The sequence below is a fragment of the Klebsiella sp. 7-CIP_Kleb. genome (assembly GCF_050378655.1).
GTDB classification, from domain to species: domain Bacteria; phylum Pseudomonadota; class Gammaproteobacteria; order Enterobacterales; family Enterobacteriaceae; genus Klebsiella; species Klebsiella quasipneumoniae.
Genome location: NZ_JBNRLJ010000010.1, coordinates 24,364 through 38,680, shown reverse-complemented (window position 1 = coordinate 38,680; position 14,317 = coordinate 24,364). Strand labels below are relative to the sequence as shown.

Annotated in this window: 11 protein-coding genes; all 11 read right to left on the bottom strand. The window is 54.6% G+C overall.

The window, feature by feature from the left end:
- Window positions 1-128: 128 nt before the first annotated feature.
- Window positions 129-1,295, bottom strand: a complete 1,167-nt coding sequence (locus ACQUTI_RS23400) for an esterase (protein WP_254465717.1) — start codon at window positions 1,293-1,295, stop codon at window positions 129-131.
- Window positions 1,296-1,333: 38 nt separating this feature from the next.
- Window positions 1,334-2,965 carry a carbohydrate porin gene (locus ACQUTI_RS23395; protein WP_017899655.1) on the bottom strand — a complete coding sequence of 544 codons (1,632 nt, stop codon included), beginning with the start codon at window positions 2,963-2,965 and terminating at the stop codon, window positions 1,334-1,336.
- Between the two features lie 473 nt (window positions 2,966-3,438).
- A complete protein-coding gene (phoU, locus tag ACQUTI_RS23390; protein WP_004107251.1) occupies window positions 3,439-4,164 on the bottom strand; it encodes a phosphate signaling complex protein PhoU in 726 nt (241 codons plus the stop codon).
- Window positions 4,165-4,214: 50 nt separating this feature from the next.
- Window positions 4,215-4,988: a phosphate ABC transporter ATP-binding protein PstB gene (gene pstB, locus ACQUTI_RS23385; protein ID WP_004145006.1), complete on the bottom strand. Its 774-nt coding sequence runs from the start codon at window positions 4,986-4,988 to the stop codon at window positions 4,215-4,217.
- A gap of 47 nt (window positions 4,989-5,035) precedes the next feature.
- The gene (pstA, locus tag ACQUTI_RS23380; protein ID WP_004202301.1) at window positions 5,036-5,926 is read right to left on the bottom strand and encodes a phosphate ABC transporter permease PstA; all 891 of its coding nucleotides are present in this window, start codon (window positions 5,924-5,926) and stop codon (window positions 5,036-5,038) included.
- A complete protein-coding gene (pstC, locus tag ACQUTI_RS23375; RefSeq protein ID WP_004202302.1) occupies window positions 5,926-6,885 on the bottom strand; it encodes a phosphate ABC transporter permease PstC in 960 nt (319 codons plus the stop codon). The genes pstA and pstC overlap by 1 nt, the downstream gene beginning before the upstream one ends.
- Before the next feature lie 128 nt (window positions 6,886-7,013).
- On the bottom strand, window positions 7,014-8,054 hold the full coding sequence (gene pstS / locus ACQUTI_RS23370) for a phosphate ABC transporter substrate-binding protein PstS (RefSeq protein ID WP_004150308.1): 1,041 nt from the start codon (window positions 8,052-8,054) through the stop codon (window positions 7,014-7,016).
- Window positions 8,055-8,393: 339 nt separating this feature from the next.
- Window positions 8,394-10,223, bottom strand: a complete 1,830-nt coding sequence (glmS, locus tag ACQUTI_RS23365; protein WP_004202303.1) for a glutamine--fructose-6-phosphate transaminase (isomerizing) — start codon at window positions 10,221-10,223, stop codon at window positions 8,394-8,396.
- Window positions 10,224-10,409: 186 nt separating this feature from the next.
- The gene (glmU, locus tag ACQUTI_RS23360) at window positions 10,410-11,780 is read right to left on the bottom strand and encodes a bifunctional UDP-N-acetylglucosamine diphosphorylase/glucosamine-1-phosphate N-acetyltransferase GlmU (RefSeq protein ID WP_080838398.1); all 1,371 of its coding nucleotides are present in this window, start codon (window positions 11,778-11,780) and stop codon (window positions 10,410-10,412) included.
- 694 nt (window positions 11,781-12,474) lie between these two features.
- Window positions 12,475-12,894, bottom strand: coding sequence for a F0F1 ATP synthase subunit epsilon (locus ACQUTI_RS23355; RefSeq protein WP_001251971.1), 420 nt, complete (start codon window positions 12,892-12,894; stop codon window positions 12,475-12,477).
- 20 nt (window positions 12,895-12,914) lie between these two features.
- Window positions 12,915-14,297 (bottom strand): F0F1 ATP synthase subunit beta, encoded by a 1,383-nt coding sequence (gene atpD, locus ACQUTI_RS23350; RefSeq protein WP_004144997.1) that lies wholly within the window; start codon window positions 14,295-14,297, stop codon window positions 12,915-12,917.
- Between the last annotated feature and the right edge of the window lie 20 nt (window positions 14,298-14,317).

The window sequence follows — 14,317 nt, the reverse complement described above, 5'->3', positions numbered from 1 at the left end:
CGGTAGCGCTGTGATCTCGCCCAGAACAGGATGGCTGGCGACCGGCTTAACTCATTATCTTCGGACACAAGCACTTTCATCTTGTCTTTCTTCACTCGCGGAAAACGGGGGCTAAACGCCCCCTCCGGCTATTTAAACAGTTTTTGCACAAACTCCGCGTAGGCAGGGCGCCAGACGTCCATTTCATGGTTCAGGCCGGGATAGGCGTGATAGTCAAAGTTGATCTTCTGTTTTTCCAGCTCGCTTTTCAGACCCGCGATGTCTTTGCCGGTCACGGAATCTTTTTCCCCGACGACCACGGTAAAGTTACGCAGCTGTTTATTGATCGCCTCAGGATGCTTCAGCTGTGCTTCCACACCAGCATTCGGCACCGTGGTGGTTGTGACGCCGCTAAACGTGGCGAGCCAGCCAAAGCTCTCCAGATGATTCATTCCGGAGACCAGCGCCTGATAGCCGCCCTGCGACAGCCCGGCGAGCGCCCGGCCATCCGCGTCTTTACGCACATTAAAACGCGCATCAATCAGCGGAATGATATCGTTCATCAGCTCGTTATCAGCCGCTTTCGCATTTAGCGGATAGAAGGTTTTGCGTCGCTCCTGCGGCGGGAAGTTTTCCGCGATGGCTTCCGGGATATCGGTTTCGGTATCCGGGACCACCACCAGCATTGGCTTGATCTTGCCCTCCGCCAGCAGGTTATCCATGATTTGCGGGATCCGCCCCTGATCGATGGCCGACAGGCCGCTGTCGCCGAAGCCATGATAGAAATAGAGCACCGGCAGCGGCTCGCCGGTTCCGCTATAACCCGGCGGCGTCCAGACATAGAGCCGCCGTTCAGCGTTCAGCGCCTTCGAGTGATAGGTAAGGGTGCGCAGATCGCCGTGCGCGACCGCCCGATCGTCAAGAATACTGCCCGGCACCAGAATCAGACTGGTGTTCACCTGACGCTGCGGCTTCTGATAGCGGCCGCCGGTATCCACCGAGCGGAAGCCGTCCACATCAAAATAGTATTCATAGAGATTGGGCTTCATCGGCTCGCTTTTCCATTTCCAGACCCCGTGGTCCGTTTTGGTCATGTCGTGCGAGACAAAAGTGTCCGGCGTGGCACCGGTGACTACCGAAACCCGCCGGGCATCAGGGGCAAACAGGCGGTAAGTGATACTTTTATCCGCGTTAACTTGGGTGATAAAGTGGCTCACCGGCAGTGAGGGGTCCGGCACCGCGGGCAACGGTGCAGCCTGAATGGTGAACGCCGCGCCCGCCAGCGCCAGGGCGAAATAAATTGCATGTCGTTTCATCGTTATTCCTCTTATGTTGTGTCCGTTCTGTTATCGTCTCACCACCAGATTTCCGCCTGCGCCCCTACGGCAAACTGATCGTTTTTACCGTCTTCAAAAATGCTGGTGGTGTTATTCGCGGCCTTATCCAGGTCGATATCCTTCGCTTTAATATAGGTGGCATAGAAGCGAATTTCCGGGCGCGAGGTCAGCATACTGGTATTAACTTTGAAGGTATGGAACAGCGTGGTCTTATAGCCGGACTCGTTATATTTTTTGCCGGTAACATCTTTGTTTTGCTGCTTGAAGTACCCCAGTTCGACGCCGGTCTGGTTATATTTATTCCAGATATAAGCCGGTCGCAGGACCGTACGGATGGATTCAAAATCGGAGTGGGCCCCGGTCTCGTAGCTGTAAACGTCGTTACCAAAAGAGTAAACGATGGCATTCGCCATAATAATGTCATCACGTAAATAGGTTTCCCCTTGCGAGGTTAAGCGCACGGCGGTGCCATTGGTATGGTCGCCATAATAGCGGCCGTTAAAGGTGGTATAGGGGCTGGATCCGGCATAGCGCGAGAAGCTGCTGGCAATGGAGTTATTCGCCAGTAAGAAAGAGAATTCGTTAAAGCCGCCGTTAGCAAATTTTTGCGTTAACGAGGTGCCGGCCATCCAGGTATCTTTCCATGGATAATAGCCTTCATTGCCCTCTTTATATTTCTCAGAAGAACTTTGGTTGGCAGCGACATAGCGTCCGCTGACCATCAGGCTGGCTTTATCCCACAGCGGGATCTCTTTGTAACGGATATCAAGGGTATTGGTGTTTATTTGCTGCTTATTGCTCAAGGAACGATCGTAGTCATCAACATCTTCCCGCACCAGCGCGATATCGAATTTCCCGACGCCAACCTGCCAGTTTTCCAGCCCCACGCCAGCCGCCGCATCGGTTCTCTGCGTTTTCCAGTCCAGCATCTGGATCTCGATTTTTGGCGCACCGTGTTTGCCGACCCAGAAATCGGCCTCCGGGGCAAACGGCAGGAATCCTTTGGTGTTAACGTACATATCCGAGAATTGGATGTAGTTTTCGCCGCCGGCATTGTCGCCAAACCAGCCAGTGGAATACTGCTGGCCAACGTTCCCGTCGAGCATCACGATGGCGTCGACGCGTTTATCGCCTTCCTGAAACACCCGCTGCTTCAGCTGCAGATCGAACCAGCCGGAATATTCATTGCCCAGACGGCCAAGCGAGCCGATGGCCCACGATTTTGGCGAGCCATGCGAGGCGGTTCCCCAGCCCGAGCGGAAGTAGCCGTTATAGCTAAAGCCAATTTCATCTTTGACGAACCTGCTAAAATCTTTCAGCGTCATCGCGCTGTAGGCTGGTGCACTGTCTGTAGCAGGTTGTTGATTTTTGACCAGTACCGCATCCGGTTTCACCGCTGCTTTCGGTCCGGCTGCCGCCGCGACGTTGCGCTTCTGGCTCTCTGCAGGCGGAGACCATGAGGCCCAAATCTGGTCTCTTTTTCTCTCCTGGTCTTGATATTTTTTGAGCTCTTTTTGCGTATCGCTGAGCGCTTTTTCCAGCAACTCAAGCCGTTGCTCTACCGTCAGCTGGCTCGCGATCAGGGAGGTTGAATAACAAAGCGGCGCCAGCAAGGCTATCGCCGAAGCGATCCTGGTTTTTCTCATCATAATATTCCCTTATATAAGTATTGGCATTAATAAAAACGACAGCGACAAGCATCGCGCGGGTTCAAATAGCTTTATCCATACCGCTTAAGGGCGCGGGGACTGTTATTTTTGAGTCTGGAAAAAAGCAAAAAAACCCGAAGAAGACGATCTGCCTTAACAGATAATCCTCTTCAGGTTTTGCCCGCGCATCGCGGTAGCAACCCTTATTAAGTCATTCTTCGCACGCATAAAAAAACCTGATATCGCCGCCGTGGGGGCAATATCAGGTTTTGCCTGCTGTCGCAGTAACAATCCGTTTAAAACATTCTGAGCTTGCGCACTCAGTCAGTGGATGCTGATTGTTACGCGATAAAATGAAGAACTCAAACGGGCAGCCTGTTAATTGTGACGATAATCTCAGCAATATCGCTGCCGGTGGAGGAATCATATCTAATTCTGATAAATCCATTCATCAGAATTAGACAAAATGATTATTACTCTTTCGGATCTTTACCAGCGAGCAATTTATCCAGTTCATCGCCGCCCACATGACGGAAATCCTGGCCTTTGACGAAGTAGAAAATATATTCGCAGATATTCTGGCAGCGGTCGCCGATACGCTCGATGGAGCGCGCGCAGAACAGCGCCGTCAGGACGCTGGGGATAGTGCGCGAGTCTTCCATCATGTAGGTCATCAGCTGACGTACGATGCCTTCATATTCCTGGTCGACTTTCTTGTCTTCGCGATAGATACGTACCGCCTCGTCGAGATCCATACGCGCGAAGGCATCCAGCACGTCATGCAGCATCTGCACCGTATGGCGGCCCAGCGATTCAAGGCTCACCAGCAGCGGCTGATGCTGCTGGGAAAACTTCTCCAGCGCGGTACGGCAGATTTTATCCGCCACATCGCCAATGCGTTCCAGCTCAGCGATAGTCTTGATGATCGCCATCACCAGGCGCAGGTCGCTGGCGGTCGGCTGGCGCTTGGCGATGATGCGCACGCAGGCTTCATCGATCGCCACTTCCATCATGTTGACCTGTTTGTCGCCGTCAATCACGCGTTTCGCCAGTTCGCTGTCCTGGTTATGCATGGCGGTGATCGCATCAGAAAGCTGTTGCTCCACCAGCCCCCCCATGGTCATCACCTGGGTGCGGATATACTCCAGTTCAGCGTTGAACTGGCCGGAAATATGTTTGTTAAGATTTAGGTTGTCCATGGTGTCTCCTGATTGCCCAACTGGTGAGAGCCTGAAAGCACAAGGGCAAATCAACCGTAGCGGCCAGTAATATAATCTTCAGTTTGTTTCTTCGCGGGCTTGGTGAACAGGTCATCCGTATTGCTGAACTCAATCAGCTCGCCAAGATACATAAATGCCGTATGGTCGGAGCAACGCGCAGCCTGCTGCATGTTGTGAGTCACGATAACGACGGTGTAGTCCTGTTTCAGCTCGGTGATCAGCTCTTCGATACGCCCGGTGGAGATCGGGTCCAGCGCGGAGCACGGCTCATCAAGCAGCAGCACTTCCGGGCGGATCGCGATACCGCGGGCAATACACAGACGCTGCTGCTGACCACCGGAGAGAGAATACCCGCTCTGGTGCAGTTTATCTTTGGTTTCGTTCCATAATGCGGCTTTGGTCAGCGCCCACTGCACGCGCTCGTCCATATCGGCACGGGACAGTTTTTCAAACAGGCGCACGCCGAAAGCGATGTTGTCGTAAATGGACATCGGGAACGGCGTTGGCTTCTGGAACACCATGCCAACCTTAGCGCGCAGCAGGGCGATATCCTGGGTGTTAGTCAGAATATTGTCGCCATCCAGTAGGATCTCGCCTTCCGCACGCTGCTCCGGATACAGTTCAAACATTTTGTTGAACGTGCGCAGCAGGGTGGATTTACCACAGCCTGACGGACCGATAAACGCCGTTACCTGGTTTTTGGTGATATCCAGGTTGATGTTCTTCAGGGCATGGAATTTGCCGTAGTAGAAGTTCAGGTTACGAACTGAAATCTTACCCGGAGCTGTATTCACCATACTCATCTCAATCTCTTCCTCATTCAGCGCAGCCGTGGCTGCGCCGCAAAAAATTAACCGTGTTTCTTCTTGGCGAAGATAACGCGCGCCAGGATGTTCAGCAGCAAGACGCACAGGGTGATAATCAATACCCCGGCCCATGCCAGTTGCTGCCACTCCGCAAACGGACTCATGGCAAATTTGAAAATGGTCACCGGCAGGTTGGCAATCGGCTGCATCATGTCGGTGCTCCAGAACTGGTTAGATAACGCGGTGAACAGCAAGGGCGCCGTTTCCCCAGCGATACGGGCGATAGCCAGCAGGATCCCGGTCATAATCCCTGAGACGGAGGCTTTCAGGGTGATCGCCGAGATCATCTTCCACTTCGGCGTCCCCAGCGCATAGGCCGCTTCACGCAGGCTATCCGGCACCAGTTTCAGCATGTTTTCGGTGGTACGAATAACGATAGGCACCTGCAGCAGCGCCAGGGCGATAACGCCCGCCCAGCCCGAGAAGTGCTGCATCTGCGCCACCACGATGGTGTAGACGAACAGGCCGACCACGATAGACGGCGCGGAAAGCAGAATATCGTTGATAAAGCGGATAATTTCAGCCAGTACCGACTTGCGGCCATACTCCGCCAAATAAATTCCGGCGAGAATACCCAGCGGCGTACCAAAGACGGTTGCCCACAGGATCAGCAGGCCGCTGCCGGCGAGGGCGTTGGCCAGACCACCGCCCGCGGTATTCGGCGGCGGCGTCATTTCGGTAAACAGCGCCAGACTCATGCCGTCGAAGCCGCGGGTTATCGTCGCCATCAGGATCCAGATAAGCCAGAACAAACCAAACGCCATGGTGGCCATCGACAACGCCAGAGCGATACGGTTCTTCATGCGGCGTTTGGCCTGCATCTTGCGGCGGGACTCCGCCAGCTCGGCGGTGCTTTGCATTTCAATGGTCGCCATTAGCGTGCCCCCTCATTCTTCGCGAGGCGCATAATCATAAACTTCGACGCCGCCAGAACGATAAAGGTGATAACGAACAGGATCAGGCCCAGCTCCATTAGCGCCGCCACGTGCAGGCCGGTTTCCGCTTCGGCGAATTCGTTGGCCAGCGCGGAGGTAATGCTGTTCCCCGGCATATACAGCGATATGCTGTCGAGCTGGTAGGTGTTACCGATGATAAAGGTGACCGCCATGGTTTCACCCAGCGCACGGCCCAGACCGAGCATCACGCCGCCGATCACCCCGTTTTTGGTGAACGGTAAAACGATGCGCCAGATCACTTCCCAGGTGGTGCAGCCGATGCCATAGGCCGACTCTTTCATCATCACCGGCGTCTGTTCGAAAACATCGCGCATGACCGCGGCGATATAAGGGATGATCATGATGGCCAGAATGACGCCAGCGGCGAGAATGCCAATCCCAAACGCCGGACCGGCAAACAGCGCGCCGACGAACGGGATGGTCGACAGGACGTTCCCCACCGGCTCCTGAAAGTAAGTCGCAAACAGCGGGGCGAAAATAAACAGGCCCCACATGCCGTACACGATACTTGGGATTGCCGCCAGCAGCTCAATCGCAATGCCCAATGGGCGCTTGAGCCAGGCGGGGGACAGTTCAGTCAGAAACAGCGCGATGCCGAAGCTCACCGGGACGGCGATCAGCAGCGCGATAAAGGAGGTCACCAGAGTTCCGTAGATCGGCACCAGCGCGCCGAAGATTTCGTTGGGCGCATCCCACTCTTTGGTCCACAAAAAGGCAAAGCCAAACTTTTGAATGCTCGGCCAGGAAGAGATGATCAGGGAAACGATGATGCCGCCCAGCATCAATAGCACAATCAGCGCAGCCAGTTTTACCAGCGCACTGAAAATTATGTCACCCTTTTTCCCCGGAGGGGTAAATGCAGGCTTGGTTGCAGCCATAGATTACTCTTTACGTATTAAAACTTGTTCGAATAAATGCCCGGTGGCGTTGGCTCCCGGGCCTACAGTCTGAACCGTAGGGCGGGCAGCGCCTGAACGCCCCCGCCATCTTCGTCAAAAATCTACTGTTAGTACAGCGCTTTACCGCTGCTGTCTTTGACGTTGGTTTTCCATGCCGCACGAACCTGCTCTACCACGCTTTCCGGCAGCGTCGCGTAATCCAGCGCATTGGCTTCTTTCCCGCCGTTTTTATACGCCCAGTCAAAAAACTTCAGCACTTCGGCGGTCTGCTCAGGCTTGTTCGTCGCCTTATGCACCAGGATGAAGGTGGTTGAGGTGATCGGCCATGCGTTTTCACCTTTCTGGTTAGTCAGGTCCTGAGCGAAAGACTTGCTCCAGTCAACGCCTTTTGCGGCGTTAGCGAAGTTGTCTTCAGTCGGGCTAACCGGCTTGCCGTCGGCAGAGACCAGTTTGGTGTACGCCAGGTTGTTTTGCTTGGCGTAAGCGTATTCGACGTAACCAATCGAGCCCGGCAGACGCTGAACAAAAGCGGCGATACCGTCGTTGCCTTTACCGCCCAGACCGGTTGGCCAGTTAACGGTAGAGCCTGCGCCGATTTTCGATTTCCACTCTTCATTCACTTTGGACAGGTAGCTGGTAAAGACGAAGGAGGTACCGGAACCATCGGCGCGGCGAACCACGGCGATATTCTGCGACGGCAGCTTCAGACCCGGGTTGAGCTTAGCGATCGCTTCGTCATCCCATTTTTTAATTTTACCCAGGTAGATATCGCCGAGGGTTTTGCCATCCAGCACCAGCTCGCCGGATTTCACGCCAGGCAGGTTAACCGCCAGCACCACGCCGCCAATCACGGTCGGGAACTGGAACAGGCCTTCCTGGGTCAGTTTGTCATCAGCCAGCGGAGCATCAGAAGCACCGAAATCCACGGTGTTGGCAATAATCTGTTTAACGCCACCAGAGGAACCAATACCCTGGTAGTTCACTTTATTGCCAGTTTCTTTCTGATAGGTGTCAGCCCATTTGGCATACACCGGCGCAGGAAAAGTTGCACCTGCGCCAGTCAGGCTTGCTGCTGCGAAAGCAGAGAAAGCGCTCATCGATAAGGTCGCGGCGACAACTGTTGCGACGGTGGTACGCATAACGTTCATAATGTCTCCTGCTGGGATTCGTAAATCATTGTTTCGAGGCTATGGTGAGCAAAATAGGTCAAAGAGGTGACAGTAAAATGTACGAATTATGACAGTTTTATGACACGCCGGGAGGGGGGATTTTACGTCAAATAATACGCTTATAACTCAAATAGTTATCTACTAGCATGACCACACAATGACAGAATAATTTTCTTTTTATGACAGCGAAATCGCAGAGCAAAACGATCGTTTGTCATCTATCGCCTCCCCAGATATTGCGCACAAGATCGGCGAAAAACAGCAGGTAAAAATAAAAAAGGGCCGCCGCCGGCAGCCCTTTGCAAAAGAGATAATACGTTACTCAACCGTGACCGATTTCGCCAGGTTACGCGGCTGATCAACGTCAGTGCCTTTGATCAGCGCAACGTGATAAGCCAGCAGCTGCAGCGGTACGGTGTAGAAGATAGGCGCGATGCTCTCTTCGACATGCGGCATCTCAATGATGTGCATGTTGTCGCTGCCGTTGAAGCCGGCGTCACCGTCGGCGAAAACGTACAGCTCACCGCCGCGGGCGCGAACCTCTTCGATGTTGGATTTCAGTTTTTCCAGCAGCTCATTGTTCGGCGCCACTACGATCACCGGCATTTCCGCATCAATCAGCGCCAGCGGGCCGTGCTTAAGCTCGCCTGCCGCGTAGGCTTCCGCGTGAATATAGGAGATCTCTTTCAGCTTCAGCGCCCCTTCCATAGCGATCGGGTACTGATCGCCGCGGCCAAGGAACAGCGCATGATGCTTATCAGAGAAACGCTCTGCCAGCTGCTCAATACGCTTGTCCTGGGAGAGCATCTGCTCGATACGGTTCGGCAGCGCCTGCAGGCCGTGGACGATATCATGCTCAATGGACGCATCCTGGCCTTTCAATCGCGCCAGTTTCGCCACCAGCATCAGCAGCACCGTCAGCTGAGTGGTAAAGGCCTTGGTCGAGGCCACGCCAATTTCCGTTCCGGCTTTGGTCATCAGCGCCAGATCGGATTCACGCACCAGCGACGAGCCCGGCACGTTGCAGATGGCCAGCGAGCCGAGATAGCCCAGCTCTTTCGACAAACGCAGCGCCGCCAGGGTATCGGCGGTTTCACCAGACTGGGAAAGGGTGATCATCAGGCTGTTACGACGCACCGCAGACTTCCGATAGCGGAATTCGGAGGCGATTTCCACATCGCACGGCACGCCGGCTAACGCCTCGAACCAGTAGCGGGAAACCATTCCGGAGTTATAGGAGGTCCCGCAGGCAACAATCTGAATATGTTCAACCTGAGCCAGCATTTCATTGGCGTTCGGCCCCAGCTCGCTGAGATCGATTTCGCCGTGGCTGATACGCCCGGTCAGGGTGTTCTTAATCGCATTTGGCTGTTCGAAAATCTCTTTCTGCATATAGTGGCGATAGATACCTTTATCGCCGGCATCATATTGCAGATTGGATTCGATCTCCTGGCGCTTCACTTGCGCAGCGGATTTATCGAAAATCACTACCGAGCGACGAGTCACTTCCGCAATGTCGCCTTCTTCAAGGAAGATGAAGCGGCGGGTAACCGGCAGCAGCGCCAGCTGGTCGGAGGCGATAAAGTTTTCCCCCATGCCCAGACCGATAACCAGCGGGCTACCGGAGCGGGCCGCCAGCAGGGTACCCGGGTCGCGGGTATCCATGATCACGGTGCCGTAGGCGCCGCGCAGCTGCGGGATGGCGCGCAGCACGGCTTCACGCAAGGTTCCACCTTGTTCCAGCTCCCAGTGCACCAGATGGGCGATAACTTCGGTATCGGTCTCAGTGACGAAGACATAGCCGCGAGACTGCAGCAATGCGCGCAGCGGCTCGTGGTTTTCGATGATCCCGTTATGGACCACCACAATGTGTTCAGAAACATGCGGATGCGCATTGCTCTCAGACGGTTCGCCGTGCGTCGCCCAGCGAGTATGGGCGATCCCGGTACCACCGTGTAACGGTTGCTCTTCGACCGCCTGAGCCAGCATCTGTACCTTACCCAGGCGACGCACGCGGGTCATATGACCTTCGCTGTCGACTACCGCCAGACCGGCAGAGTCATAGCCACGGTATTCCAGACGACGTAAACCTTCGAGAAGGATTTCAGCAATATCACGCTGCGCGACTGCGCCAACAATTCCACACATAGTTAAATTTCCTGATAATGGCGATATGCCATGCGTTGTCGCTGACCTGTATTTGCCCGTTTCCCGGGCGCCCCGAGCCTTGTAGAGAGTGGGGTTATTGTTATGGTACTGCCTGCGGACGGGGATCTATGTTGACCCTCTCATCCTGGTTCGCCGGGCGTTGTACACCCCCGGCGACAATTCTGTTCATTTTTTCTTCACCGGACGCTGCCAGCCCTGCTTATGGACCTGCGGCACGCGGCTCAACACCAGTTCGTTATCGGCGATATTGCGTGTGACGGTGGTGCCGGCGGCGATAGTGACGCCGTTGCCTACCGTAACCGGGGCCACCAGCTGGGTATCCGAGCCGACAAAGACATCGTCGCCAATAATCGTTTTGTGTTTGTTCGCGCCATCGTAGTTGCAGGTGATGGTGCCCGCGCCGATATTGACGTTATCACCGATCTCCGCATCGCCCAGATAGGTCAGATGACCCGCCTTGGAGCCTTTGCCGAGACGCGCCTTTTTCATTTCCACGAAGTTGCCAACGTGGGCGCCTTCCAGCAGTTCGGCGCCCGGGCGCAGACGGGCAAATGGGCCGATGGTGCAGGCCGCCTGCAGCTGGGCATCTTCCACCACGCTGTAGGGGCTGATTTCGCAATCATCGCCGATGGTGCTGTTTTTGATCACGCAGCCGGCGCCGATTTTCACACGATCGCCCAACACCACGTTGCCTTCCAGAATAACGTTAGTATCGATCTCCACATCGCGCCCGTGCTGCAGCGTACCGCGCAGATCGAAACGCGCCGGATCGCGCAGCATCACTCCCGCCAGCAGCAGCTTTTCCGCTTGCTCAGCCTGGTAGACGCGCTCCAGGCGCGCAAGCTGCAGGCGGTTGTTGACGCCTTCGACTTCGCTCAGGCGCTGGGGATGCACGGCAACGATCTCGCGACCTTCCTGATGCGCCATGGCGATGATATCGGTGATGTAGTATTCGCCCTGGGCGTTGTTATTGGTGAGATTCGCCAGCCAGCGCTTGAGGTCCGCTCCGCCGGCGATCAGGATCCCAGTGTTAATTTCCTGAATCTGGCGCTGCGCCTCGCTGGCATCTTTGTGCTCAACGATACCCGTCACCTGGCCATTCTCACGGGTAATGCGGCCGTAGCCGGTTGGATCATCCAGCTTCACGGTCAGCAGACCAATCCCGCCCTGCGGCTTCGCGGCGCGCAGGCGCTGTAGCGTCTCGACGGAGATCAGCGGCACATCGCCGTAGAGCATCAGGATGTCTTCATCATCATTGAAGAACGGCGCCGTCTGCTGCATGGCGTGCCCGGTTCCGAGCTGCTCGGCCTGCAGCACCCAGTTCAGGTTGTCTTCATGCAGCGTCTGACGCAGCAGATCGCCACCGTGGCCATACACCAGGTGTACCGCACATGCGCCTAAATCGTTAGCGGCATCAATGACATGCTGCACCATTGGCTTCCCGGCCAGGGTATGCAGCACCTTAGGAAGATCGGAATACATGCGGGTCCCTTTGCCTGCGGCAAGGATAACCACGCTCATCGCACTATTTGACATACTCATCCTGACGGTAGTTAGAACGAAAAGTAAAAGCCTTTCACGTTGAAATTTCTACATATTTTTCATCATAAAACGAGACGTGGAGAAAACGTCCAGGCTCACTGCTATACACCATTTTATGACGCTATTTTTAACCACTGCAAATCAGTTTAACGCTGAAAAAGGAGGGCGGGGAGGATAATCATTGACTATCTCACTGCTTTTGCTGTTTTTTCGCCACCTGAATAAAGCCGCTGCGGAAAGCGATTTTCAGTACCCACAGCGGGAAGAACCAGGATAATCGTCGCCAGTCGCTGGCGGGGGAGGGCGGCAAAGTGATTGATGTAGCGATAAAAAACGAAAGGCCACCGTCAGGTGACCTTCTTTGCCCGGTTTCACATCGCCAGTGTTGTCGTTTTGATGGGCGATACGTCGTGTCAGCGGGGGGATAGCGCGGAGCTTAGAAGCTCAGGACGCTAAATTTAGCGATGATTTTATGGAACAGTTTCATGATGATTTCCTGACGCAGGTGCAGTTTGATAACGCTATTTTATGTGATATGCATCACATAAAATAGAGTCTACGCTTCATCATTTAACTAATCAATAACAATTAAGGGTGAATTCTGTTTTCACTTCATCCGCTCGTCAGCAGCTGGGCATAAAAAAAGCCAGCCTGGAAACCAGACTGGCTTTTTACGTTCAAGCCGGTGTTACATCGCTTTTTTGGTCAACTCGATAACGCGCAGTTTAGCGATCGCTTTGGCCAGTTCCGCAGACGCCTGAGCGTAATCCACATCGCCGTGAGAGCTCTTAATGTGCTCTTCCGCTTTGCGTTTCGCTTCCAGCGCTCGCGCTTCGTCGAGGTCCTGACCACGAATTGCGGTATCCGCCAGGACGGTCACGCTGCCAGGCTGCACTTCAAGAATGCCGCCGGACAGATAGATAAACTCTTCATGACCGTGCTGTTTAACGATGCGAATCATACCAGGCTTAATGGCGGTGAGCAGCGGTGCGTGTCCCGGGTAAATACCCAGTTCACCTTCGCTACCCGTTACCTGGATTTTTTCGACCAGACCAGAGAACATTTGTTGCTCTGCGCTGACGACGTCCAGGTGGTAAGTCATTGCCATATCACCCTCCGATTAAGGCGTTAAAGTTTTTTGGCTTTTTCCACGGCTTCGTCGATGGAACCGACCATGTAGAACGCCTGCTCTGGCAGGTGATCGTATTCGCCTTCCATGATGCCTTTAAAGCCACGGATGGTGTCTTTCAGCGCCACGTATTTGCCCGGAGAACCGGTAAAGACTTCAGCCACGAAGAACGGCTGGGACAGGAAGCGCTGGATCTTACGTGCGCGAGCTACCACCAGTTTGTCTTCTTCAGACAGTTCGTCCATACCGAGGATGGCGATGATGTCTTTCAGTTCCTGATAACGCTGCAGGATGGACTGCACGCCACGCGCGGTGTCGTAGTGTTCCTGACCAACAACCAGCGGATCCAGCTGACGGCTGGTGGAGTCCAGCGGGTCAACAGCCGGGTAGATACCCAGGGAAGCGATCTGACGGCTCAGTACTACGGTTGCATCTAAGTGAGCAAAGGTAGTGGCTGGGGATGGGTCAGTTAAGTCATCCGCCGGTACGTATACCGCCTGTACGGAGGTGATAGAACCGGTTTTGGTGGAGGTGATACGTTCCTGCAGAACGCCCATCTCTTCCGCCAGGGTCGGCTGATAACCTACCGCTGAAGGCATACGACCCAGCAGTGCGGATACTTCCGTACCGGCCAGGGTGTAACGATAGATGTTATCGACGAACAGCAGTACGTCACGACCTTCGTCACGGAATTTCTCAGCCATGGTCAGGCCGGTCAGCGCAACGCGCAGACGGTTTCCCGGCGGCTCGTTCATCTGGCCGTACACCAGGGATACTTTATCGATAACGTTGGAGTCGGTCATTTCGTGGTAGAAGTCGTTACCCTCACGAGTACGCTCACCTACGCCCGCAAACACGGAGTAACCGGAGTGCTCGATCGCGATGTTACGGATCAGCTCCATCATGTTTACGGTTTTACCGACACCCGCACCACCGAACAGACCGACTTTACCGCCCTTCGCGAACGGACACATCAGGTCGATAACTTTGATGCCGGTTTCCAGCAGTTCCTGAGAGCTGGACAGCTCTTCATAGGACGGCGCTGCGCGGTGGATAGCCCAACGCTCTTCTTCGCCGATGTCGCCTTTCATGTCGACCGGTTGACCCAGTACGTTCATGATACGACCCAGCGTAGCTTTACCAACCGGGACTTCGATCGGGTGCTCGAGGTCTTTTACATCCAGACCGCGGCGCAGACCATCGGAAGAACCCATGGCGATGGTACGCACGATACCGCCGCCCAGCTGCTGCTGAACTTCCAGCACCAGAACTTCATTACCATTCTGTACCTCAAGGGCTTCGTACACGCGTGGTACGGCATCCTGAGGGAACTCGACGTCGACCACGGCGCCGATTACCTGGACAATCTTTCCAGTAGCCATCTTAAATCCTCTACGAAATA

Bases quoted from the DNA above. Each gene is read 5' to 3' on its own strand.
- ACQUTI_RS23400 (WP_254465717.1), bottom strand. From the start codon at position 1,295: ATGAAACGACATGCAATTTATTTCGCCCTGGCGCTGGCGGGCGCGGCG.
- ACQUTI_RS23395 (WP_017899655.1), bottom strand. From the start codon at position 2,965: ATGATGAGAAAAACCAGGATCGCTTCGGCGATAGCCTTGCTGGCGCCG.
- phoU (WP_004107251.1), bottom strand. From the start codon at position 4,164: ATGGACAACCTAAATCTTAACAAACATATTTCCGGCCAGTTCAACGCT.
- pstB (WP_004145006.1), bottom strand. From the start codon at position 4,988: ATGAGTATGGTGAATACAGCTCCGGGTAAGATTTCAGTTCGTAACCTG.
- pstA (WP_004202301.1), bottom strand. From the start codon at position 5,926: ATGGCGACCATTGAAATGCAAAGCACCGCCGAGCTGGCGGAGTCCCGC.
- pstC (WP_004202302.1), bottom strand. From the start codon at position 6,885: ATGGCTGCAACCAAGCCTGCATTTACCCCTCCGGGGAAAAAGGGTGAC.
- pstS (WP_004150308.1), bottom strand. From the start codon at position 8,054: ATGAACGTTATGCGTACCACCGTCGCAACAGTTGTCGCCGCGACCTTA.
- glmS (WP_004202303.1), bottom strand. From the start codon at position 10,223: ATGTGTGGAATTGTTGGCGCAGTCGCGCAGCGTGATATTGCTGAAATC.
- glmU (WP_080838398.1), bottom strand. From the start codon at position 11,780: ATGTCAAATAGTGCGATGAGCGTGGTTATCCTTGCCGCAGGCAAAGGG.
- ACQUTI_RS23355 (WP_001251971.1), bottom strand. From the start codon at position 12,894: ATGGCAATGACTTACCACCTGGACGTCGTCAGCGCAGAGCAACAAATG.
- atpD (WP_004144997.1), bottom strand. From the start codon at position 14,297: ATGGCTACTGGAAAGATTGTCCAGGTAATCGGCGCCGTGGTCGACGTC.